Raw genomic sequence first — 24,151 nt, 5'->3', positions numbered from 1 at the left:
CCTACAAAGCTAGAGGCGCTGCTTCGCCCAAGGCTCAGGCCAGACGGCGATGCGGAGACGTGGCAGAGTGGTCGATCGCGCTCGCTTGGAAAGCGTGTATAGGGCAACCTATCGAGGGTTCGAATCCCTCCGTCTCCGCCATTAAAATGGGTCGCTTAAGCGGCCCCTTTTTATGGTCGCGATGGCTGGGCTGAGAACCCTAGGGTTCGGAGTCGAAGGCGCACTGCGCCGTAGACGGCCAGAGCGAAGCTGCGGCCGAGCCAAAGGCGTTTGAAGCGAAGCGCAAAACAATCCCTCCGCCGATCCCGACCTGCCCGCTAACTCGTATAATAAGTTGGCGATCCTGGTCCCACCGGAATACCCAGCACAAAGGTCCACAGGAAGAAGAACAGCGACCACAGCGTCAGGAAAAAGATGGTGTAAGGCAGCATCATCGCAATCAGCGTACCCACTCCCAAATTTTTATCGTAACGCGTCGCCCACGCAAGGATCAGCCCGAAATAGCTCATCATCGGCGTGATGATATTGGTGGTAGAGTCGCCGATGCGGTAGGCCGCTTGAATAACCTCGGGCGAATAACCGATCAGCATCAGCATCGGCACAAAGATCGGGGCGGTCACCGCCCATTGCGCGGAGGCAGAGCCAAGCGACAGATTGATCACTGCACACACCAGAATGAACAGGAAGAACAGCGCTGGGCCGGTTAGCCCGGTTTCTTGCAAGAATGTCGCGCCGGTGACCGCAGTAATCGCGCCCAGGTTCGTCCAGCCAAAAAACGCCACGAACTGCGCCGCGAAGAACACCAGCACGATATAAAGACCCAGCGAAGACAGCGCCGCAGCCATCGCATCAATCACATCGCGGTCCGACTTCATCGTACCCGCCGCGCGGCCATAGGCGTAACCGGTGGCGATAAAGAAGATCAAGATCCACACCACGAACCCTTTGAAGAAGGGCGCGTTGATCCGGTCGCCGGTTTCAGGATTTCGCAGGACGCCCCATTCAGGCAGCAGCGTCAATGCCATCAGCGCCAGCACACCAAGGAGCGCGATACCGGCCCAGCGAAGACCTTTGCGCTCGCGATCTTCGATCTGGTTCATCATCGAATCGTCGAGAACAGTAGGGTCCGCGCGGGACGCATCATATTCACCCAGTTTCGGCTCGACGATATAGATCGTCACCAGCGAACCGATCAGCGTGATCAGGAAGGTCGACGCGACCATGAAGTACCAATTGGCTGTGGCCACCACGACATAATCTGGATTGAGTAGACGCGCTGCCTCCTGCGTGATCCCAGCCAGCAGCGGATCGATAGTTCCGATCAACAGATTGGCGCTATAGCCACCCGACACTCCGGCAAAGGCCGCGGCCATACCGGCCAGTGGATGCCTTCCCAGCGCATAGAAGATCGCTGCTGCAAGCGGGATCAACACGACATATCCGACCTCGGATGCTGTGTTTGAAATGATCCCCGCGAAGACGATGGCGACCGTCACGAGATGCTTTGGCGCGCCCAGAACCATGCTACGGACAGCGGCAGATAGTAGCCCAGATTTCTCCGCAACACCGACGCCGAGCATAGCGACCAGCACCACGCCAAGCGGGGCAAATCCCGTAAAGTTGCCGACCAGCCCGGTGAAAATTCGCCGCACCCCGTCGCCATCCATCAGACTAACCGCGCGGATCATGCCATCCTCTGCTACGCCCTTTGCTCCCGCTGGGCGGGGGTCGGGAACGGCGACTTCAAGATAGCCAAACAGGCCGGACAAGAAGACGATTCCGACCGCCAGCAACGCAAACAATGTCACCGGATGGGGCAGCAAATTCCCCAACCATTCGACGCCGTCCAGAAACCGCGTGAAGGCATTGCGCTTTGGTGCGGTGGTCGCTGGGGGGCTATCGGCCATTATGTGCTCCGGATAAGGTGTGCGGAATGCTGCTCCGTAAGCAGCGCTCTATGAATACTCGCTGCATTTTAGTCCACTGTGTTAAAGGACGAGGCCTAGCGCCCAGCCGCCCAGCGCATAAACGAACAGCGTAATCAGCATCACGCCGACAATGTTGAGCACGAACCCGCCGCGCGCCATCTGCGCGATGGTTACGCGCCCTGTGCTGAACACAATCGCATTGGGCGGTGTGCCCACTGGCAGCATAAAGGCGCAGGTTGCGGCGAACGCCGCGGGTATCAGCAGCGTCATCGGGTCCATCCCGATACCAACCGCAACCCCGCCCAAGATCGGAATAAAAGTGGCGGCCGTGGCAGTATTGCTGGTTACTTCGGTCAGGAACAGTATCAACATCACGACGCTGGCGACGATCAGGATGGCCGGTAGCGAAGCAAGGCCGGAGACTTGCTGACCGAACCAGCTGTCGAGACCGGTCGATGCCACCGCACTGGCCAGGCTGAGACCGCCGCCGAAAAGCAGCAACACGCCCCATGGCAAACCGTCCTCGGCATCTTTCCAATTCAGCACCATTTCGGTCCGGCCTTTGCCGGGCAGTATAAACATGGCGAGACCTGCGGCGATGGCGATGGCAGTGTCATTGAGTTCACCGAGCCAGCCGAACTGCGCATTTACGCTGGGGATTGTCGCCAGCAAACCGGGTACGACCCACATGAACGCTGCGCCGCCGAATACCAGCGCGACCATCTTCTCGCCTTGGCTAGGATTGCCCAATTTGGCGATTTCGCCTTGGATCATTGTCTCGCCGCCGGGGATTTCGTCGATCTCGAAACGGTAAAGCACACGCGTCATCAGCAGCCAGCCGATGATGATGAATGTCACTGCCAGTGGAACGCCCAGCAGCATCCATTCGAGAAAGCCGATGTCACGGCCTAGCTCATCAGCCGCATAGCCTGCGATGATCGCATTGGGCGGACTGCCAAGCAAAGTGCCAAGCCCGCCCACGCTGGCCGACCAAGCAATCGCCAAAACCAAACATGTGCCGAAACGCGCGATATTGGGATCAAGTGGCTCGTCACTATGTGCGGCCATCTCTCCCGAAATATTGGGTCCGCCAGCGCGCATTTTGCCCGTGACGAGCGCCAAGACAGAGAAGCCAATCGGTAGCATCATCAGCGTCGTCGCGGTGTTGGAAACCCACATCGAAAGGAAGCCAGTCGCGATCATCATGCCCAACACAATCCGGCGAGGCGCAACGCCGACCTGCTTCAAGGTGATTAGCGCGACGCGGCGGTGGAGATTCCATTTCTCCATCGCAATCGCGATTAGAAATCCGCCCAAGAACAGGAATACGATGGAACTGGCATAGGGCGCGGTAGCCTCGCCGACAGTGCGTTCTGTCAGCGCAGGGATCAGCACGATTGGCAGCAGTGATGTGGCGGCAAGCGGAATGGCTTCGCTGATCCACCAAATGGCCATCAGCGTGCCGATGGCGGCGACAAAGCGCGCATCGTTAGAAAGGTCGGACGAATTGCCGAGTGCGAGCCATACGAGCAGCGCGCCAATTGGGCCCGCTGCCCTGAGCGCCCAGATCATTCCCGCGGAACGGCCAGCACTCGTATGTGACTTTGGAAATTCCTCGTACTCGCCCTGTTGCCTGATCGGGTCGGACATAAAGTTCCTTATTTGCTGGTTAGGACGCGGAATCTCTGAGAAATCGAGACCTTGTGCCAAACAGATTTGCCGTTGGCTAGCACGGCGCTCTCCGAGCATCGCCTTCAAGTACTAAGCGAGAAACTTCGAGTAATGGGGGGTTCTCCCAAATAAAGTGCGCGCTTGCAGCGATCAGCACTTGCATTCGTCGAGCCTCCAAGTCAGCATTGTAAAAAATTCGACAGGTCAACTGCCGAGTGGGGACAATCGATGAAAGCTTTGGGCAGGTTTGATGTCATCGTAGTGGGTGGCGGCCCTTCGGGCGCGGCGATGGCATGGGCTCTTGCGAAGCGCGGCATCAAGGTCGCGGTGATCGAACGCAGCGTCTTCCCGCGTGAGAAAGTGTGCGGCGATTTTGTCGAGCCCGCTGGCCTCCGGATCATTGATCGGATGGGCTGCGCTGATGCGCTGGGTCTAAAAGATCGCCCGGCTATTGATAAGGTGCGCACCTATTACGGCCCGCATATCGCCTATCAAAACGATGTAGCCTATTATGAAGGCGAAGCGGGTATGCCGCCGCACGGACATATCGTGCCGCGTGATCAGCTCGATCATGGCTTGCTTGAGAATGCGGCGAAGATGGGCGCAACGGTATTCTATGGCACGTCGGTCAAATCGGTCCAGCGCGAGGACGGATTGGTCTATGTTGAGACAAAGACCAAAAAGGGCGCTGGAGAGCTCGTTGCGCCAGTCGTCGTTGGTGCCGATGGTGTTCAGTCTGTTGTCGGCAATGCCTTCGGCCTCCGCCGCGATGATAAACGGCATATTGGTGTCTCGCAGCGGGTCTATCTCGAAGGTGTCGAGATGGATGAGGATGAGGCCTGTATCTGGTTCGATGATGATCATTACCCCGGTTATGGCTGGGTGTTCCCCACGGGCGGCGGCCGCGCCAATGCCGGAATGGGCATGCTTAGCGAGACGTGCGAACGCTTTGATATCTCGGTCCAGCAATGTTTCCGCGAAAGTATGGATCGGTTGAAGTACCGCCACCCGCAATGCGCCAACGCCACGATGATGACCAAGCCATTGGGCGGCGCTGTGCATATGTATGGGGGAATTCAGCGCAACCACTTTGCTGGCGGATTGCTGGTTGGGGATGCCGGGGCATTTGTCGATCCGATGACTGCTGAAGGCATTACGCAGGGCATGGAATCCTCGATCATCGGCGCGCGCACGATTGCCGAATGTTTGGAGCGCGGACGGTTCGAGGAATCGGACTTTGCGCGCTACGATCACGACTTCCGGTCCTATTTCGACCACGGGATGCTCTATCTCAGCTTCTACGCCACGATGATGCGCAATCGCCATTTTGGTGACTTTTTTCTGAGCATGACCAAGCAGGGTTTCGAGCGTGCGCAGACTGATCGCGATTTTGCGCGTGTTTCGGGCACTGGCTTTGGAGGGTGCAATGTTCAGCCTGCTGCGATGGCATCACAGATTTGGTCGGGAATTGGCCAGCATGTTGCACAAGGCGGTGCGGGCGCGTTGCAGGATTTGATCGCAGGTCGCGGGATGCCGATCGATGGCTTCGTTGGTGATTGGAATCTGTGGCAAAGCGCCTGGCGCGCATCTGTGCAAGACGACCGCGCATGGCACATGTCATGGCTATCCGACATCGTGCGAGCGGCGAGCAAGCTGGGGCCATCCTTCACCCAGAAAGAGAACCCGCGCCTTAAGGGACCATTTGAAACGGAGACTGGCCTGTGAACACGCCAAAGAAAGCGCCGACTAAGAAGCCCGTTAAGAAGAAAGCCGCGCCGAAGAAGAAGGTTGCTGCCAAAGCGAAGCCGAAGGCAAAAACGAAAGCCCAGTCACAACGTACACCGAGGCCTTCTATCAGTAAGGTGCCGAGCGAGAAGGGGCGCCGCGTTGCAATTGTAGGCGGCGGAATTTCCGGACTGGCGGCGGCAATCAAGCTGCAGAAGGCCGGTTTTGATGTGACCGTTTTCGAGATGAAAGAACGGCTTGGCGGCAATCTTTCTTCGACCAATGTTAACGGGATCGAACATGATGTGTATCCGCACATGTTCCCGTCTTGGTATGTCAATTTCTGGGACCTTTTCGAGAATGAGCTGGGCTTTAGACAGGCGGCGCATTTTGATCCGCGGCCGGGCGTTAAGATGCGCAGTCAAGGGTCGGACGATTACATTGATCTGTTCAATCCAACATCGCTCGATGCCATTGTCGACAATCTGAAGTCCGGCCTTTTGTCGCCGGCAGAGATGCTGCTGACGGGCTATACCTCGCTCGATATCGCGGGCTATCCGATGGGGCGCGAAGGATTCAATCAGCTCGATAAGCTGGACGTAAACGGGTTCCTCTACTCGACCGGCTATGCGACTGAAGATGTCGCGCAGATGGTCAATTACATGCTGCAGGTGATCTGGTCGATCCAGAGCGAGCGGACCGCCGCGGTTACCTATCAGGACTTCATCCGGCATACGCTGACATTTCCCAATGATGCGCCTTTTGCGCATATGTTGAAGGGAAGTCTCAACGACAAAATCATCGCTCCGATCGAGGCGTTGCTGAAGCGTCACGGCGCGCAGATCAATTGCAATACCGAGGTCACTTCGGTCCGTTTGGTCGACGACAAGCCGGTGGTGCGGTGGCAGAGAGTAGGTTCAAATGCCGCTGAGAAAAGCGGCGAGTTTGACCAAGTCATTCTGGCAACACCGGGCAATGTGCTGAACACTCTGGTGTCGGGCGGTGGCCGGAGAATTGCAGGTGAGAGGCTGATTGATCGGGAACCTTCACTGGCGCAGCTCCGCCGGCTGCGCGGCGTTCCTATTCCGGTGATCGATCTCTATTTGAAGAGAGAACTGCCCGTATTTCCGCCTGAGAATATCGGCTTGGCCGGTGCGCAATATGGGCTGTCGGTGCTCGACATTGCCAAGCTGTGGCCACCCGAGCAGTTCGACGGAAAGACGGCGCTTGTTCTCGCCGCATCTGATGGTGAAGCGCTACCCGGCACACGGACTGCCGATTGGGGCTGGGCGATGCTGGAAGAACTCCATAAATACTACCCAGAGATTGATATCGGCAGCGGCTGGGAAGATCCCGATTGCGACATTGACTGGGGCAAGACCTACGCCCGATCCAATGTTGATTATTCGTTATTCCTGAACGAAGTCGGCAGCTGGGATTACAGGCCGAAGACGTCATATCCCGAGACCCTGCCAGGCATCTTCTTTGCGGGCGATCTGTGTCAAAGCAATGTTGATATGGCGACCATCGAAGGCGCGGTTGAAAGCGGCGTACTCGCCGCCAAAGCTATCCAAGAATTTGAGGCTGCAAAACGCTCGGGAGACCTGCTGGGCAAGCCAATCGAGATCGTCCAGCATATGACGTACAGCGATGCGTCTTTGCGTGCGGCAAAATTGGCGATGATGCCCTTTGCATATGCCGCCAAATTCTGTGTCCAAAGCGAAAAAGACAAGAGCAATGGCGGTGGCCTGAGGGACTTGGGCAATGCTTTGCAAAGCGAGCGCGTTGTCTTGCTGCCGATGATCTATGTGCTGGATTGGTGGACCACCGCCTATTGGTTCTGGCGCAGCGTGTTGGAGCCGGACAATGACGGCAATTCCACGGCTGCCTCAAATCACGATGATGATAAGTTCATCGGGCTCGGCACCGCTATCCTTATGGTTCTGGGTGAGTTCGCAAGTTACGCGACCGACAAATTCTCGGACAGGCTCAATGGCGGCGCACCGGCGGATAGCCAGGCTTTGTCACGCAAGACCCGCCGCTGGCGTCCGAAACGCTGATATTTTTGAAAAGAGGATGCTGAGTTGAACAATTCGGGATTGGATACAGTAACGGCGGGCATCGTCTCGGACCTCGGATTCGTCGATGAGATGGATCGGGTGCGCACATGGCTCAACACTTGGATCGAGAGTGTCGGCCCCGATTTGAAGCCGCTACTGGAATGGCAGTTTGTTGAGGGATCGAAGTACTTCCGGCCGCTAACGATTTTCGGGTGCTATCGCGCGATGAACGGTGTCAAAGCGGAGATTCCCGATGCGATGATCCGCTCCGCTGCTGTGCTCGAGATGATGCACAATATGACGTTGATCGTAGACGACATTCTTGACCATTCGGACGAGCGGCGCGGGATACCTTCGCTCCATGCAAAGTTCGGTTCGCTGCCTGCGCTGATGGCGTCGGGTTTCATCGTGGCTGAAGGCTTTGATATGTCGGCGGATGATCCGCATGATATCCGGTTGTTTGCCGATTTGGTGAAACGGCTGGGCGTGGCCGAGTGCGCGCAATGGCGTTTGCGAAGGCAGCCTTTGGGGGTGGCTGATTGGGAAGCAATCGCGGGCGAAGACACCGGATCAATGTTTGAAACCTGCGCTTGCCTCGCAACCCGCGATGACAGTTTGCGCAAGTTCGGACGGCTGATCGGCATGGTCTATCACGGCTGCGATGATGTTGGTGACGTGAAAGGTCTGGAAGGTCTTGGCGGCGGTGGCGAAGAAGATTTGCGCGATGGTATCTTGACCCTCCCGGCCTCGCTTGCGATTCAGGACCGTGCGATTTGCGATATGTTCTGCAAGCCCGAGCCTTCGCCTGATGAGCTGGACCAGATCAAACACGCGATGATCGCGCAATTGCCGGCAGCTGACGACCATTTGGACAAACTGGCCAAAGACGCAAAATGGCAGGTGCAGACCAAGACCAAGGACCCGAAAGTGCTTGAAGAATTGGTCGACTACACGCGCGAACTTTCCCGCCGGTAACCGCCTGCTTGTGCAATATGCATGGAGGCCTACATTCAAGGCTGAGCAACGCAGGGAAAGGCGCGGAAGATGGAAACGATTGGCGGCAATCTCAATGAAATGAAGCGTCAGCCGCTTGCGGATAATCATGTCGATGCGTTGCGCGGAATATCCAAAGAGCAGCAATACAAGGCTGGCGAGATGGTCGTCCAAGTGGGCGACCCAATGGATATGTTTGTCTATGTTCTCGAAGGCGATATCGAGATGGTCAATCCCTATACGGGTGAGCGTTGGCTGGAATTCTCACTTGGTCCGACGCAATTTATGGGAGAGATTTCCTTTCTCAATGCCGGTAAATACACCGTGCCGATGCGCGCTGCGGTAGATACGCGGACGCTGGAGGCGACGCGTGAGGATATGCTTCAGTTGATGAGCGATATCCCGGAGCTTTCTGATCATGTTATTACGATTTTCTCTGCACGCCGTCGGCGCCAGTTCGAGGAACAACGTAGCTCGGTAACGCTGATTGGCGCAGAGCGAGATGCCAAGGTGCAGGAGGTCGCTAGCTTCCTCTCGCGCAATCGCATTCCCTTTCAATCGTACGATATGGATGGCGAGTGTGAGGAAACTGTTCGGCTATGCGATCTGTCAAAACGCACACCGTCGGTTGTGTTCGCTAAGGACCATATCGTTGACACGCCGACCCCGCGCAAAGTCGCGCAATTGCTGGGTCTTGATCTGAATGTAGAGGAAGGCCTCGATGTCGATCTACTGATCGTCGGCGGCGGTCCCGCGGGTGTAGCGGCGGCGGTCTATGCCGGGGCGGAGGGCCTATGCGCGCTGGTGATCGAGGATGTCGCGATTGGCGGGCAGGCTGGAACATCCAGCCGGATCGAAAATTATATGGGTTTCCCCACCGGGATTTCCGGGGCTGATCTGACCTATCGCGGGCAAATACAAGCGATGAAATTCGGGACTCGTTTTGCCATGCCGCGCAGGGTCGAGGGATTGGAGAAGCGCGACGACGGGACTTTCTGCGCTACGCTGGATGGCGGGCAAATTGTCTGCGCCAAAGCCGTATTGGTCGCGACCGGGGTTCAATATCGCAAGCTACCTTTGGAGGGGCGCGAGGAATTTGAAGGCGCGGGCGTGTTCTATGCTGCAACCGATATGGAATCGCGCTTTTGCAGCAAGAAACCGGTTGCGATTATTGGCGGCGGGAATTCAGCGGGTCAGGCAGCGATGTATCTCTCGCGAACGGCCAAGCGTGTGCATTTGCTGGTCCGCGGCGACAGCCTGGCGGATTCTATGTCGTCCTACCTTCGCGATCGGTTGGAAGCTGACCCGGCAATCAGCATCCACTACCAAACACAGGTTTCCTGTCTAAACGGTGACAAATGGCTTGAGCGGATTGAGCTGAAGACTGCCAGTGGCTCCCAGACGATGGATTGCGGCGGCCTGTTTATCATGGTCGGCGCAGCGCCGAATACAGAATGGCTGTCGGGCCTCGTTGATTTGGACGACAAGGGCTTCGTCAAAACCGGCGATACGGCAGGGCAGACTTCACCCTATCAAACATCGACTGAAGGCATCTTTGCCGTAGGCGACGTCCGCGCTGGATCCGTGAAACGTGTCGCGTCGGGCGTAGGCGAAGGTTCCGTCGTGGTCTCTGCGATCTGGAGCCACGTGAACGCCAAAGAAGATGCCGCCTAAACCGGGCGCCTGAGAGCAGGTGGACGGGGTCCGGCTTAGAATCCCATCCGCCCGCTCACATCTGGTTTTGCGTCGGCTTCCAGCTTCAAGCGGGCAACGATTTCTTGCGAATCCGTAACTGGAGCATGACGCAATTGGCGTGCGACCAAAGCAAAATCGCCGGGCGTTAGATTGCCGATCGCTTGCAGAGTACGCGGTGCTTCCATCGCAAAGAACCGCTCGAATGCTGAGGAGAGTTTCTCTCCCGACAAAGCACGCAGCTCCATCTTGAAGACAAAACGCCGCATCGTTGCAGGGTCGAGTTTGCGCGCGTGATTGGTCGCCGCAACCACCGGCAGCGGGTGCTTGTCCAGCCATGTCAGCAGTTCGTTCACTTGGCTGACTTCCCAACTTGTCCGCGCATCGCTGCGGTCGAACAGGAGGGAGTCCACTTCGTCAAACAATAACACGCCTTCACGCTGTCGCGCTTCGTAAAAGGCGTCGGCGATCTGCTTCTCTGTTTGCCCGACCCATTTGGACAACAAGTCTGATGTACGTTTGACGATCAACGGACGATCCAATGTCTTCGCCATATGATGCGCGAGCGCAGTCTTGCCCGTTCCGGGAGGCCCGGTCAGTAACATCGAGATATCACTCGCTCCGCCATCACGCATTCGTGCCATCAGCGGATCGATAGGAATATCCGTTTCGTAGAGTGATAAATCGATGTCCGATTTCGCAGCCGGATCGAGCCTTTCTTCACGCAGAGCAGAGACAAGCGAGGTCGCTGAAGCGACACCACCATCATCTTCGCCTGCAAGCCGTCCAGCTTTCGCTGCAACACGTAATACTGTTGCCGTTTCAGGTGCAGCATCGATCAGGGCCGAAAAACCTGCGCCAGGCACAATGTGTTCCTCACTGCCAATCCGGTCCATCATGCGCATGGCTGTGCCGCGCGATGGATAGTCCATCTCCAACACGTAGCTCATCCGCCGAAGGATTGCGGAATCGACATTGGCGACCGCGTTGCTGGTCCAGATAACCGGTAACGGGTTGGTTTCAAGCAGGCGGTTCACAAACACTTTGCTGCCCTTCCGCCCGCTGATCCGGTCATCATCCCCGCGTTTGGCATCGCCGATCATGTCCTCCATCTCGTCGAACAGAAGCGCTGAATCTGGCGCATCGCCGAGCAGACGATAGCCGAGTTGTAGCGCGCTGATCCGGTCCCAACGAGTCGGCTCCTCACCATCTTCGTCTGCTTCACCAACGCCGTGCAGGTTTAGCCCCGCCGCCGCTGCTAGCGAGCGCGAGAATTCGGTTTTACCGGTTCCCGGTGGTCCGTGAATCAGGATGTTGATACCAGCGGCATTCTCGCGGACAGCGCCCGCCAGCAGACGCTGCAAGAAGTCACCGCCTTGCACATGGCGAAATTCCTCGAACGGAAGGGTCGCGGTCTGCTTGGGCCCGACCATCAGTTCGGTAATCGCTTCTTCGCAATCTGGCGCACGATCCAGCAGGCGTTCAAATTGCCAACTGAGATGCAGTTCCATTCCGCCGCGCCAGGTCGCTTTGAACCAGAACAGGCCAAAGCGTGCCAGCGGGTGCTGACGGACAAGTCGTTCGCATTCTTCCAGCGGCAGGCCCGCTGCTTCACCGATCAGTTCAGGCAGGTTCTTTTCGAACTTGCCGAGCACATCTGTAAGCTCACAGCAGCGGCGCAGCCGGTCGCACGCAACAATCGCGTTCACGATTGCAGTATCGGTTTCATTCAACGCCAGCATACGCGCGAGCTCTTGCGCGACGCCAAGCTGGGCAGGCAGCTTGGCGCGCGGTTTATGCTCGCTACGAACCGCTTTGCGCAAAGCCGTCCAGTTCAGTTTTTCAAGCTCGGTCCGTTTCAGGCCGAACAGCCAACCGCCATGTTTGCGCGCCCACTCGAGCAAGTCCTTTGCCATCGTGTGCCGCGCCGGCAGCGTCTTAATGTGCCGGAGCAGCAAGCCCCGGATGATGTCATATTCAGTCATGAGAATCTTTTCGCCCAAATGGGTTCGGGACCGCACGCGCCGCTGTATAGGCCACAGGCACGCGCACGGATCGCTCCGTAAATGTGTTTCGGTTTTACGGGATGCCGCAGCCTCAGGTCTCAGCCCTGCTGCAGCGTTGGAAACGCCTAGGCGAAGGGCTGGAACATGGCGGGTGCGAAACCCGATATATTAAAATGTTCCAACAATGGTCGTCTCCAGAGCGAGCGGAATTGCTCGCTGGGCAGGCCGTCTAAGCGAAGGCCCACCCAATTGCAAGTTTGGTTTCAAATGTAACTTAAACGAAGTCTTCGACACGCTCTACGATGATCGCTGGTGCCATACCGCCCGCAGCGCACATCGTGACCAAACCATAACGACCACCGGTGCGCTCCAGTTCGTCCAGGATAGTGCCGATCAGGATTGATCCGGTTGCGCCGATTGGGTGGCCCAGAGCAATCGAGCCGCCATTGACGTTCACATTGTCCCAGCTGAGGCCAAGATCGGTCACGAACTTATGTGCTACCACTGCGAATGCTTCGTTGATTTCCCAAAGATCGATATCGTCTTTGGTCAGGCCTGCTTTGGCGAGAACTTTCTTCGCGGCTGGCACCGGGGCGTTGAGCATCAGGGTTGGATCATCACCCATATTGGCAGTTGCCACGATACGAGCACGCGGCTTCAAGCCATTAGATTTGGCGTAGTCTTCCGACGTGACCAACACGCCAGCGGCGCCATCGACCACGCCCGAACTGTTCCCAGCATGGTGGAAGTGGTTGAGCTCAAGGTCAGGATATTTCTGTTTCACCAGACCGGCAAAAGTTGTGCCATTGGCATCCAGCGGCACATTGGCAATTTTGCTGAAGGCAGGCTCCAACTCAGCCAAGCCTTCCAATGTTGTTTGCGGGCGTGGATACTCATCCTTTGCAAGGATCACATTGCCTTCATCATCGACAACTGGGACAACGCTATTGTCGAACTTGCCCGCTTTAATCGCTGCGTCGGCACGTTGCTGGCTGCGATAGCCGACCGCGTCCAGATCTTCGCGGCTATAGCCTTCGATACTGGCAATCGCGTCACCGCAGATGCCTTGGTGTGATTGCGGATGAACCTTTTGCAGGCGCTCATTATAGCTGCCCATCATGGCCGGCTTGATTCCCGCTGCCATCTTTTCTTTCATCATTTCTGCGGTTAGGCTCATCATCTCTGTGCCGCCTGCAACAACGCAGTCTTCCATGCCCGACATTACTTGTGCCGCGGCAAAGTTCACCGTGGTAATACCGCCGCCGCAGAAACGGTCGAGCGTGGTACCGCTGGAAGTGATGTCATAGCCTGCATCAAGCGCAGCCATCCGCCCCATATCGCCCGCTTGCATGCCGTCCTGTGTAGAGGTCGACCAGATCACATCATCAACCGTGCTCGTGTCGAGACTGTTGCGATCCTTAAGCGCCTTCAGAACCGTCGCGGCGAGATGCTGTGGGTGTTCGTTCGCAAGCGAGCCTTTGCCTACTTTTCCGATTCCGCGCGGGGTGCGGACTGCGTCGATGATATAGGCTTCGGCCATGATGTCGGGTTCCTTTGATGCGTGTAAAAGTGTCGTGACAAGTTAGTTCACCTAGTTATATAAGTGAGTCAACAGACGGCGGCAAGAGGTTTGCCCCATGCCCGTAGCCCATATCTATAGCGGAGAGAGACATATGACCGAAGAAGTTCTGACGCAGGAAGAAGACGGCATTCTGATCATCACTATCAATCGCCCCGAAGCCAAAAACGCGATGACCAAAGCTGCATCGGAAGCGATTGCTGCGGCGCTCGATCATCTTGATGCGTCTGACGATTTGCGTGTTGGCATTCTGACAGGCGCAGGCGGGACTTTCTGTTCGGGTATGGACCTGAAGGGCTTTCTGAAGGGCGAACGGCCATCGGTCGAAGGCCGCGGTTTTGGCGGTTTGACCGAGCAAAAGCCGGTTAAGCCACTGATCGCTGCAGTTGAGGGATATGCTCTAGCAGGCGGTCTTGAACTGATGATCGCATGTGACTTGGTGGTTGCCAGCGACAAAGCGAAATTCGGTATTCCGGAAGCGAAACGCGGGCTTGCAGCTGCGGCCGGCGGCCTGATGGTTCTTCCCGATCTGATCCCGCATAAGGTTGCGATGGAACTGGCTCTTACTGGTGATTTCATCGGCGCGCAGCGGGCATACGAACTTGGCATGATCAATCGTATTACTGATGGTGATGCACTGTCGGCTGCGAAGGAGTTGGCTGCGTCAATCACCGCTAACGGTCCAACTGCCGTGCGTGTGTCCAAGCAGATCATGGACGATTCCCGCGGCTGGTCGCTGGAAGAGCGTTACGAGAAGCAGGCGGAGTTGCTCCCACAAGTGTTTATGTCTGCCGATGCGCGTGAAGGTTCGCTAGCATTTGCCGAGAAACGCAAGCCTAACTGGACTGGTAAGTAAGCGCTATGCCTGGTCCGCTTGAGGGAATTCGCATCGTAGAATTCGCCGGGATCGGTCCTGGCCCTTTCTGCGGAATGATGCTGGCCGATCACGGCGCTGAAGTGATCCGGATCGACCGGGCTTCGGGTGGCCGCGGCGGCTCCACTCCGCTCAGCACAAAGGATGTGCTGGCTCGCGGACGAAAGAGCATTGCGATCAATCTCAAGTCGGATGAAGGTGTGGCTTTGGCGCGCAAACTCTGTGCCAGCGCTGACGGTATCATCGAAGGCTTTCGCCCCGGTGTGATGGAGCGGCTGGGCCTGGGGCCTGAGGAACTCCTCAAGGACAATCCCAAGCTGGTCTATGGCCGGATGACGGGTTGGGGGCAGACTGGTCCATATTCGCAAGCTGCCGGTCACGATATCAACTACATTGCGCTCGCTGGTGCGCTCGCGCATTTCGGTCGGAAGGGTGAGAAACCAACCCCGCCGATCAATATGGTCGGTGACTTTGGCGGTGGCGGAATGATGCTGGCATTTGGCATGTCTTCCGCTCTGCTCAACGTGGCTCGTGGAGGCGAAGGCCAAGTCATCGATTGCGCGATGACCGATGGCACCGCGGCGTTGATGGGTATGATCACCGGCATGAAGAACATGGGCGTCTGGTCGGAAGAGCAGGGCGCGAACATGCTCGATACCGGCGCGCATTTTTACGACACATACGAGACCGCAGACGGCAAATTCGTCTCCATCGGCAGCATCGAACCGCAATTCTATGCCGAACTCCGACGCCTTGCCGGGTTGGACGGGGATGCATCTTTCAACGCCCAGCATGACCGGGCCGCATGGCCGGAATTGAAAGCAAAGCTGGAGGCTCTTTTCAAGACCAAAACCCGCGACGAATGGAACGCGATCATGGAGCATACCGATGTATGCTACGCACCTGTTCTCACCATGAGTGAAGCGGCCGAGCACCCGCACAATGTCGCGCGCGAGACCTTCGTCGAAGTGGCCGGTGATATGCAGCCCGCACCCGCACCGCGTTACAGCGGAACAGTGACGGCCAAGCCTGCGCCCGCCCCGCTGCCGGGCGATGATAGCAATGCGATTTTGGAATCGCTGGGGATGGCTGCCGATGAAGCCAAGGCGCTGCGTGACGCGGGGACTGTTGCTTAATCGTCATTGCGAGTAACCGCAGGTTGCGCGGCAATCCAGAGTAAGCGCTCGACCATTCTGGATTGTCCTTTGGACACCTTTGGTTCGCCGCGCTTCGCTCGCAATGACGAACTACGGGCGTCTCACGTGCTTGCACCTCGCACGGCGGTTGACACTTGGGTGACAAAGGCGACACCGTGTCACCTTGCGCGATCATCAGTTAATCGTCTGTTTTTCCCTCGAAATTATGACCTTCCGGCGAATGACTGACATCGGTAGAGCCCCCGGCCCCAGAGCCGCTTTCGGCTATGCCATAACGCGCGTCCAACTCCTGATCCGGGCTTTCGCGCCATTCCTCTGGTCCACGCTCGACGCGCTCGATCAGTCCCGCCAGATCATCGGTTTTAAATGCGCTGGCCGGATCGAAATCGTTTGGCTGTTGGCGATATCTCGGTTTTCCGGAAGCGAGCAGTGCCAGTGTCAAGCGCTCGTCATAGCGGCGCGATGTTCCGACCAGCTCGCCATTGTAACAATGCGGCACCTCGACGCCGTGCAGCGCGCGGTCCAGCGCCGCCTCCGCCAGCGCATCGAAGCGGGTCACAAACGCCGCCTCCCACGCTTTGTCGAATGGCGTCCCCTGCAGCCGCATGCGCAGCTTGTAGGCGGACTGCCGGCTCATCCCCACCGTGCGCGCCGCCGCCGAGACATTATGCGTCGCGGCCAGCTCACGCAGAAACGCAGCCTGCCGGGCGGGGGACCAGCCATCGTGGCGCTGAGTGGCGGGGAGAGTGTCGCTGGAGGTTTCAATGGAGACCGGAGCGGACGAAGCATCTGCGTGGCCAAACGAACGGGGATCAGGATGTGTGCTCATCGAAGAGCTTGAGGCAGATTTTGAACGAGTAGGAAAATGGTATTTGAAGGTCTGAAAGTGGGTGGGAAGCGGACGTTAGTTTGCGGCCACACGAGCGCCCGTTACAATTTCAACCCGCAATGTTTGAACGGCTTAGCCTGCTTCACAGCCAAATAGCTGCAAAAAAGATAGTCGAATTTCTTGATATCATTGAGCTTCTCTTCCGATCTGACAATCGTGTTGAATATGCCATCTGGAAGAATCGCTCCGCAAATTCTCCCGGATTCGTTCAAGTCACCAAAGCGAATAAGGTGTATCCTGCCGTCTTGCGGTGCCCTAGTTGCGCTTCGTATCAGTTTTCTTCTGCCTTCTTCTCGCGAGCCAACCTACAGCCAGACGATTAGCCCACGCAAAACCAGGGAGCTTCTTAACAGCTGCCCAAATTGCAGCGATGCCGGACAAAATCCCGACCAAGACGATTTTCCAGGGTTCAAGATGCTCGGCCCAAAATTTTGCAATCATCTGGGCAAGGGTCGGTTTTGCAACTACCGTCAATGCCACAGGCTTTGATGCGGTGTGCTTTGGAAAGTAGCCATCGTCAAATCTCAGAATTGGAATGACCTCTAGATCGAGCTGTCCAGCATCTTGAGCCTCTACCAACCATTTAACCAAGAATATCGTGTCACCGGGTTGGCTCGCGCTGGCTTCTTTGGTTTGGCATACAACATGTTTCAGATTTCCAAAGTCACGATGTTTAACGAACTCATAGCCGGCGATTTCGCCGATGGTCGGCGTAACGCTGCTTCCTCTCTTTCCTTGCAGTGCAAAACAAGTCTCCTGCGTTACAATAATTTCTTGCCGACCGGCAGCGTCTGTCGCTGCGTCAGTCGGTTCGCGCGATTCATCGCCGCCACTGGTCGTTTTGCTGCTTGAAGACGAAATTCCAGGAATGACTAGGCGGAAGGTCAGTTCGATCGTGCCCTCCTGCTTCATCTCGTCGGGGCTATAAAGCGGTCTAGCGCGTTCTAGGTTTTCTGTGCGCCAAGCATTCAGAACGCCATCCTGGCAATCTCCAGAACCTCGGCTACATGCGCGCCGTATAAACCCAACAAATTCTTGGATGGCATCGGGCGAAAGACCATCCAAATCGGGATTGTCTGTGTACAATCTCTGCAGGCAACCGTATTCGAAACTATTCTTCGGATCTGTGGCTTTGCAGTATTGATTGAGCCAATCGAAGGCGTCATCACTCACTTCGCCGCCTTCATAGCCATTACCCCGCACGGCTTCGGAAAATGGTGAACCGTCATACGCAACTTGCCGAAAATCCATACTACTTGGCAGTTTAATAACAGTGGATGTCGATGATACCTGACTGATCGGCACCTGGATTTGTGGCATCGCGATATAAGGCGGAGCACTGGGAGTAGGAGTAGGAGTAGGAGTAGGAGTAGGAGTAGGAGTAGGAGTAGGAGTAGGAGTAGGAGTAGGAGTAGGTATGGGGCTAGTTGTTGGTTGCGGGGTTGGCCATGGACGGGGCGGTAAAATCTCAGGTTCACCGCCACCTGCACAGGCTGACAGTGCCAACAATGTGGCTGTGGCAAGGCCGAGTTTACTAGAAATCTTAAATCTCAATAAAGACCAAGAATTGTCACTAGTCACGTCCAAAGCCCCTGATCTAAAATGTGCTTTGATAACTAAGTCTACTATTGTCCTGTTGTAAAGTTATCTAAACTCATATTCGCAGGTGGCACTTTCGGTGCTGCGCAAGGAAGTTCTAGTCACCAACCTGTGCTCTAAACCTTGAGCTCTGCTTCTCATATAAATGATGCTAGCAGAGCCGGGAATCAACGAGGCTCTGTTGAGGGCTTGGCAACGACCGCAATCGGGTCGATAGCGGTCACTCAGAACCTAACGCTCACCCAATAAACCCCTTCACCTCAGCCATAAAATCATCGAACCGGTCGTGATGCACCCAATGGCCTGCGCGGTCGTAGTCGCTGACGCTGACATTATCGCCGAAATGCTTGATCCGGCCATCTTTGACCGGATTGGAGGCCCAACTGTCATTACCGTACACCATCAGCGTAGGGCAGGTGATCCGTGCCCATAGCTTTTCGATAGAGCGATCATCGAGGTTCTCTGGCGGCCAGGCGTGCAGATGCGGGTCGAACTTCCAGCTGAAGGTTCCGTCCTCGTTCCGGATGACGGCGTGGCGCGTCAGGTGTTCTGCCTGTTCGCGGCTGAGATAGCTGTTGGCTTCATGCATCCGGTCGAGCGCGGTTTCGAATGTGTCATAGCGTTTAGGGAGGCGCGAGCTGGCGTTGCGCTTGGCATCGAACCAGTTGCGGATGTGCCCGTCATAGGGCGTTTCTGCCAGTTCCTCCATCCGCTTGGGGCTGGGGCCGAGACCTTCGATTGCGACTAACTTGCGGACATTGTCCGGGTACAATCCTGCATAGCGGATTGCGATATTGCCGCCCATTGAGTGCGCGACGATGGTGACAGGCGCCAACTCCAGCTGGTGGATCAACTGCGTCAGATCATAGACATAGCCGAGCATCGGGTAATAGCCGGTATTGTTCCACTCGCTATCGCCATGCCCGCGCACATCGGGGCAGATCACGTGCCAGTCATGGCGCAGTTCTTCCGCCGCCCAATCCCAGCTGCGACAATGGTCACGCCCGCCATGCAGCAGGATCAGCGGAGGTGCGTCCTGATTGCCCCAATCGGCATAGTGCAGCCGCGTGCGCTGCGAGATGAAGCTTTGTGAAGTGGGTCCGATCAATTCCATGCCGTCTATCCTTTGGAGCGTCTTTGATCGGTAGTTGCGATTCTCGCAAGCGTTGCACTTATCTAACTAAGTGATACAAGAGGTCCATATCGACTATCACCAGAGAGAAACCATTATGCCAGCGATCAATGTTGCCCAGCCAGAGTTCATGGAAGACGAAGAAATTTCGATCTTCTCCGATGCGGTCGGCAAGTTTTATGACCAACACGCTCCCGAAAAACGCGTGCTGGAATGGCGCGGCGCTGGTCAGGTCGAGCGCGAGTTCTGGAACGAGGCCGGCGGTGCAGGCTTGCTCGGCGTGTCGGTGCCGGAAGAATATGGCGGCCATGGCGGCGATTTCCGCCACGATATGGTGGTGATCGACCAGCAGGCGAAAAAGGGTGTCGAAGGTTTTGCGGCGAGCCTGCATAACACCATCATCCTGCCCTATCTGGTGCGCCATGGTACCGAAGAGCAGAAGAAGAAATATCTGCCTAAGCTGGTAACAGGCGAACTGGTGAGTGCGATTGCCATGACCGAGCCGGGTGTCGGCTCCGACTTACAGAGCATCACCACAACCGCGCTCAAGGATGGCAATGGTTACCGCTTGAACGGCGCGAAAACCTATATTTCCAATGGTCAGACGGCTGACTTCATCATTGTTGTTGCCAAGACGGACCCGAACGAGCGGGCCAAAGGCATTTCGCTGATGCTTCTCGAAACCGAGGGTGCGGAAGGGTTCCAGCGCGGCAAGAAGCTCGACAAGATCGGGTTGGATGCGGCGGACACGTCTGAACTGTTCTTTGATGATGTGTTTATTCCCGGCGACAATGTTCTCGGCGGTGTCGAAGGTAAGGGCTTCTACCAGCTGATGGGTGAGCTTCCGCAGGAACGCCTGATTATCGCGATGGGTGCGATGACGGGGATCGAGAAGGCGCTCGAAGTCACGCTTGAGTTTGTCAAAGAGCGCAAGGCATTCGGCCAGACGATCTGGGACTTCCAGAACACGCAGTTTGTTCTTGCCGATCTGGCAGCACGCGGAACTGCGGCGAGGGTATTCGTCAATGACTGTATTGCGAAGCATCTGAAAGGTGAGCTCGACGTTGCGACCGCATGCATGGCCAAATATTGGGTGACCGAGCTGCAGAGTGAAGTGGTCGACAAGTGTCTCCAGTTCCATGGCGGCGCAGGTTATATCAACGATTATCCCATTGCGCGGATGTACCGCGATACGCGTATTGCGCGGATCTTTGGCGGTTCAAACGAAGTGATGAAAATGGTCATCGCGCGGTCTCTGTAAGGCGTACAGATGAACGAGCTGGGGCAGACTGAAGCGCAGGAAGGCACCGCTGAGGGCGGGACCTTCCGCGTGCCCAAGACTGCTGAGCTGGTCGCCAATTCGATCCGGCTCCGGATTATTCAGGGTGAACTGTCCGAAGGCGACACTTTGCCGCCTGAAGGGCAATTGATCGAACAGTTTGGCATTTCGCGGCCGAGCCTGCGCGAAGCGTTTCGGATACTCGAAACCGAACGCCTGATTACGGTGAAGCGTGGATCACGCTCGGGCGCTATTGTCAGCTTGCCCAAGGTCGAGAGCGTTTCGCGCTATGCCAGCTACTATCTGCAAGCGAGCGGAGTGAAAGTCAGCGATATTTACGAGGCACGGCTTGCATTGGAACCGCATGTTGTTCGCAAGCTGGCGAAGAAGCCGACTGCTGCTGCGGTGAAACGCCTTCGGGAAGAAGCGGGCCGACTGGCTGGCTTTTACGAAAGCGACCAAGAGCGCGACTATATGATGGCGTCCGCGCGATTCCACAGCGTGTTGATGGAGGTTGGCGGCAATGCGACATTGCACTTTCTGACGCGCGTATTGGAAGATGTTATTGCGCAATATCAGAAGCGCTTTGTGACCACGGCGTCAGAAGAAACGGACCGGAAACGCGGCCGTGAAAAAGGCGTGAAGTCAATCAGCAAGCTGATCGATCTGATCGAGGCTGGTGATGTCGATGCGGCGGAGAAGCATTGGCTGCTTCACCTTACCAACACCAATAAGGTGTGGGGCAGCGACAAGACGTTGCGTGAAGTGCTTGCTGGCTAGAGTTAGCGTGGCCCGATTAGCTTGGGGCAATCAGGAGGGAATCGTTTCCCGCCCGACCACACTAAGGCCGTAACCCTCAAGCCCAACAACCGTCCGCTCGCTATCCGATAGCAATACCATTTCGGTGACTCCGCGATCGACCAGAATCTGCGCACCAATACCGTAATCGCGTAGCTCGCCTTCACCCGGCGGGTGGCGACCGATCTCTGCCTGCAGCTTTTCTGGCCGGTCGGGCATAATCAGAACAATCATTCCCGAACCCTTCTCGCCGATAGCCGCCATTGACCGTTGAAGCTGGCGTTTCTTCGGGCCGGACTGGCCGAGCACATCATCGAAGATCGAGATTGCATGCATCCGGACCAGCGTGGGCTGATCTGGTGAGACATTGCCCTTCTGCAGCACCACATGCGTCGCGCCGGACACCTTGCTGCGATAGGTCATCGCGCGCCAATCGCCGCCATAGTCCGACTTGAGTTGGCTCTCGCTGACTTGCTCGACCAAGTGATCGTTGCGCAGGCGGTATGCGATCAGATCGCGGATGGTACCCATTTTGAGATTATGCTTGCGAGCGAAAGTCACCAGATCATCAAGCCGCGACATGGTGCCATCTTCATTCATAATCTCACAGATCACGCCCGAAGGATTGAGGCCGGCGAGGCGGGAAATATCGACTGCCGCTTCTGTATGGCCAGCGCGGACCAGCACGCCGCCATCGCGGGCAACCAGAGGGAATACGTGACCCGGTGCTACAATATCGTCAGGCCCTTTGCCTGCGTCGATTGCGACCGAAACAGTGCGCGCGCGGTCAGCGGCGGAGATGCCAGTGGTGACACCTTCTTTGGCCTCGATCGATACGGTAAAGGCCGTCTGCATCGATTCCTGATTGTTGCGCGTCATCGGTTCGAGGCCGAGATGTTCAACGCGCTTGCGATCTAGTGAAAGGCAGATCAGGCCTTTGCCATGTGTGGCCATGAAGTTGATTGCGGCAGGCGTCGCCATCTGAGCCGGGATAACAAGATCGCCTTCATTCTCGCGATCCTCGTCATCGACCAAAATGAACATCCGCCCGTTGCGCGCTTCGTCAATAATCTCCTCGATACTGGCGAGAACGGGGCGGTCATCATTGGCTTCCAGAAATGTCGCGAGCTTGCTCAGCGTATCGGCAGTAGGGTTCCAGCTTTCCTCTGTGCAATCGCGCAATGAATTGGCGTGGAGGCCAGCAGCGCGAGCGATGCCTGCGCGGGACATCTTGCCCGAGTCCACGACTGCACGAATCTTCTGCTGTACGGATTGTGTCGTTTGGTCTGTCATGTGCACGGATTAGCATGTGAATGTGATAACGCAACAGTGCGATCACATTGAAATGTGAATTTTGGGCAGATTTTGCTATGAAAGTGCTGTCTGGGGCGCCCAATTATTGTTTGCAGACGCCATGAATGTGATCTAGTGCTCGCAAATGAAGCAAGCCCTGATCACATAAGGTAACGCGACGCGGATGGAAAAAGCGGATCAAACTGGCGATGTCCAAGCGAAGCTGGCCGCGCAATTGCGGCAGGCCATGCGGCGTTTGCCCGGGCCGGTCTCCATAGTCGCGACACATGACAACGAATTGAACGAGCCAGCGGGAATGGCTGCGTCGGCGGTTATTCCCGTCTCGATGGATCCGCCATCGATGCTGATTGCCGTCAATCGCGAGTCCCGATGTCACGCAGCGATTGAAGGACAGGGCAGGTTTTGCATAAATTTGCTCGGCACCGATCAAACTGCATTGGTCGAGCCGTTTTCGAACTTCGCCAAGCGCAATCAGCGCTTCAGCATGACCGAATGGGAATATGCGGACTCTATCCCGTATCTACCCGCAGCGATGGCCAATCTGTTCTGTGAAGTCCGCACCACTCTGATCCATGGGACGCACGAGATGTTCGTGGGCAATGTCTATGATGTGCGCAGCCGGGACGATGACGGGCTTGATCCGCTTGGTTGGATGGAAGGCAGCTTCGCCCGATTCGGTTTGATTGATTGAAGTCCTGCTAGACCACCTGATTTGTCACTAACCGGTCATATCACGGCGTTAATTCCACCTGCAAACAGGGTGGAATTGCCGCGATGGACACGATCAATATATTTTTGACATCGGACCAGGGCGAAATGCTTGACAGTTTCGAGCACGGCTCTGCCCGGTTTGATTTTTCGCGGTTGGGATCAGACGGTCCCACGCGGCTTGTGGAAGGGCGTGCTTGGGTCTTCGTCGATTGGGTAATGGACGATCTTTCGGGACTGGAAATGTGCCGCCGATTGCGCGCAGATTCGCGCATTCGCGAAGCACATGTCACTATGGTCCTGGAGCGCGATGATATTGAAGATCGCCGCCGTTCGCTGAGCGCCGGCGCGGACGATTACATTGTCGGGCCGCTTGATAGGACTATGATTTTGGATCGCGTGCTGGCGTTGATGTCGCAGACCAAGCGGCACCGCACATCGCGTTATGATCTGGGCGATCTATCAATTGATATGGCCGCATTGAAAGCCACTTGGCAGGACAAGCCTATCGACCTCCGACCCAATGAATTTCGCTTGCTGCGCTTCTTTGCTGAAAACCCTGACCAACTGCTGTCCCGCAATGATCTGATTGCGGGCTTGGGGAAACAGGAACCGCCAATAGATGAACGCACAGTCGATGTCTGGATCGGCCGCTTGCGGCGTGCGCTGAAAGCGGCAGGGGCAGGAAACCCGCTACGGACCGTGCGAACCATGGGATATGTATTCGACAGCTAGATTGGCGCTGGC

General features: G+C 56.5%; 18 protein-coding genes and 1 tRNA gene. 11 read left to right on the top strand and 8 right to left on the bottom strand.

Translation table 11 applies throughout. From position 1 onward, the window contains the following. Positions 1-53: 53 nt before the first annotated feature. A tRNA-Ser gene (locus J9777_RS08970) sits at positions 54-141 on the top strand. Between the two features lie 176 nt (positions 142-317). Here J9777_RS08970 and J9777_RS08965 read toward each other — a convergent pair. Together J9777_RS08965 and J9777_RS08960 are read right to left on the bottom strand one after the other, a co-directional pair. Beyond that, a complete protein-coding gene (locus J9777_RS08965; RefSeq protein ID WP_209348364.1) occupies positions 318-1,907 on the bottom strand; it encodes an AbgT family transporter in 1,590 nt (529 codons plus the stop codon). Positions 1,908-1,988: 81 nt separating this feature from the next. After that, positions 1,989-3,578 carry a DASS family sodium-coupled anion symporter gene (locus J9777_RS08960; RefSeq protein WP_209348363.1) on the bottom strand — a complete coding sequence of 530 codons (1,590 nt, stop codon included), beginning with the start codon at positions 3,576-3,578 and terminating at the stop codon, positions 1,989-1,991. Between the two features lie 249 nt (positions 3,579-3,827). On the opposite strand from J9777_RS08960, the gene J9777_RS08955 reads away from it, so the two are divergent. The 4 genes from J9777_RS08955 (at position 3,828) to J9777_RS08940 (ending at position 10,051) form a co-directional block, all read left to right on the top strand. Further along, entirely contained in the window at positions 3,828-5,324 is a 1,497-nt protein-coding gene (locus J9777_RS08955) for an NAD(P)/FAD-dependent oxidoreductase (RefSeq protein WP_209348362.1), read from the top strand. Then, entirely contained in the window at positions 5,321-7,384 is a 2,064-nt protein-coding gene (locus J9777_RS08950; RefSeq protein WP_209348361.1) for an FAD-dependent oxidoreductase, read from the top strand. Before J9777_RS08955 ends, J9777_RS08950 begins: the two co-directional genes overlap by 4 nt. A gap of 24 nt (positions 7,385-7,408) precedes the next feature. Then, positions 7,409-8,359, top strand: coding sequence for a polyprenyl synthetase family protein (locus J9777_RS08945; protein WP_209348360.1), 951 nt, complete (start codon positions 7,409-7,411; stop codon positions 8,357-8,359). 69 nt (positions 8,360-8,428) lie between these two features. Then, positions 8,429-10,051, top strand: coding sequence for an FAD-dependent oxidoreductase (locus tag J9777_RS08940; RefSeq protein ID WP_209348359.1), 1,623 nt, complete (start codon positions 8,429-8,431; stop codon positions 10,049-10,051). Between the two features lie 35 nt (positions 10,052-10,086). Here the strand turns inward: J9777_RS08940 and J9777_RS08935 are convergent, their stop codons facing one another. Both J9777_RS08935 and J9777_RS08930 read right to left on the bottom strand, forming a co-directional pair. Further along, positions 10,087-12,054 carry an AAA family ATPase gene (locus tag J9777_RS08935; protein ID WP_209348358.1) on the bottom strand — a complete coding sequence of 656 codons (1,968 nt, stop codon included), beginning with the start codon at positions 12,052-12,054 and terminating at the stop codon, positions 10,087-10,089. A gap of 295 nt (positions 12,055-12,349) precedes the next feature. After that, positions 12,350-13,615, bottom strand: a complete 1,266-nt coding sequence (locus J9777_RS08930) for an acetyl-CoA C-acetyltransferase (RefSeq protein WP_209348357.1) — start codon at positions 13,613-13,615, stop codon at positions 12,350-12,352. A 133-nt stretch (positions 13,616-13,748) separates the two neighbouring features. Here J9777_RS08930 and J9777_RS08925 point away from each other — a divergent pair, with 133 nt between their 5' ends. Together J9777_RS08925 and J9777_RS08920 are read left to right on the top strand one after the other, a co-directional pair. After that, on the top strand, positions 13,749-14,510 hold the full coding sequence (locus J9777_RS08925) for a crotonase/enoyl-CoA hydratase family protein (RefSeq protein WP_209348356.1): 762 nt from the start codon (positions 13,749-13,751) through the stop codon (positions 14,508-14,510). Between the two features lie 5 nt (positions 14,511-14,515). Then, positions 14,516-15,664 (top strand): CaiB/BaiF CoA-transferase family protein, encoded by a 1,149-nt coding sequence (locus tag J9777_RS08920; RefSeq protein ID WP_209348355.1) that lies wholly within the window; start codon positions 14,516-14,518, stop codon positions 15,662-15,664. A gap of 199 nt (positions 15,665-15,863) precedes the next feature. Here the strand turns inward: J9777_RS08920 and J9777_RS08915 are convergent, their stop codons facing one another. The 3 genes from J9777_RS08915 to J9777_RS08905 all read right to left on the bottom strand — a co-directional run bounded on the left by J9777_RS08915 (position 15,864) and on the right by J9777_RS08905 (position 19,287). Then, entirely contained in the window at positions 15,864-16,514 is a 651-nt protein-coding gene (locus tag J9777_RS08915) for a hypothetical protein (protein WP_209348354.1), read from the bottom strand. A gap of 315 nt (positions 16,515-16,829) precedes the next feature. Further along, positions 16,830-17,825, bottom strand: coding sequence for a hypothetical protein (locus tag J9777_RS08910; RefSeq protein ID WP_209348353.1), 996 nt, complete (start codon positions 17,823-17,825; stop codon positions 16,830-16,832). 586 nt (positions 17,826-18,411) lie between these two features. After that, positions 18,412-19,287: an alpha/beta hydrolase gene (locus tag J9777_RS08905; protein WP_209348352.1), complete on the bottom strand. Its 876-nt coding sequence runs from the start codon at positions 19,285-19,287 to the stop codon at positions 18,412-18,414. A gap of 115 nt (positions 19,288-19,402) precedes the next feature. Here J9777_RS08905 and J9777_RS08900 point away from each other — a divergent pair, with 115 nt between their 5' ends. Then, positions 19,403-20,566: an acyl-CoA dehydrogenase family protein gene (locus tag J9777_RS08900; RefSeq protein WP_209348351.1), complete on the top strand. Its 1,164-nt coding sequence runs from the start codon at positions 19,403-19,405 to the stop codon at positions 20,564-20,566. A 9-nt stretch (positions 20,567-20,575) separates the two neighbouring features. After that, positions 20,576-21,364 carry an FCD domain-containing protein gene (locus tag J9777_RS08895; protein ID WP_209348350.1) on the top strand — a complete coding sequence of 263 codons (789 nt, stop codon included), beginning with the start codon at positions 20,576-20,578 and terminating at the stop codon, positions 21,362-21,364. 30 nt (positions 21,365-21,394) lie between these two features. On the opposite strand, the gene ribB is transcribed toward J9777_RS08895, so the two are convergent. Next, the gene (ribB, locus tag J9777_RS08890; RefSeq protein ID WP_245228553.1) at positions 21,395-22,675 is read right to left on the bottom strand and encodes a 3,4-dihydroxy-2-butanone-4-phosphate synthase; all 1,281 of its coding nucleotides are present in this window, start codon (positions 22,673-22,675) and stop codon (positions 21,395-21,397) included. A gap of 184 nt (positions 22,676-22,859) precedes the next feature. Here ribB and J9777_RS08885 point away from each other — a divergent pair, with 184 nt between their 5' ends. Then, positions 22,860-23,387 carry a flavin reductase family protein gene (locus J9777_RS08885; RefSeq protein ID WP_209348349.1) on the top strand — a complete coding sequence of 176 codons (528 nt, stop codon included), beginning with the start codon at positions 22,860-22,862 and terminating at the stop codon, positions 23,385-23,387. A gap of 83 nt (positions 23,388-23,470) precedes the next feature. Beyond that, entirely contained in the window at positions 23,471-24,139 is a 669-nt protein-coding gene (locus J9777_RS08880; protein WP_209348348.1) for a response regulator transcription factor, read from the top strand. Positions 24,140-24,151: the final 12 nt, after the last annotated feature.

The organism is Pontixanthobacter sp. CEM42 (assembly GCF_017812015.1).
GTDB lineage: Bacteria > Pseudomonadota > Alphaproteobacteria > Sphingomonadales > Sphingomonadaceae > Pontixanthobacter.
Note: the sequence above shows the minus strand (reverse complement) of the source record. Positions and strands in the feature narration are given on the sequence as shown.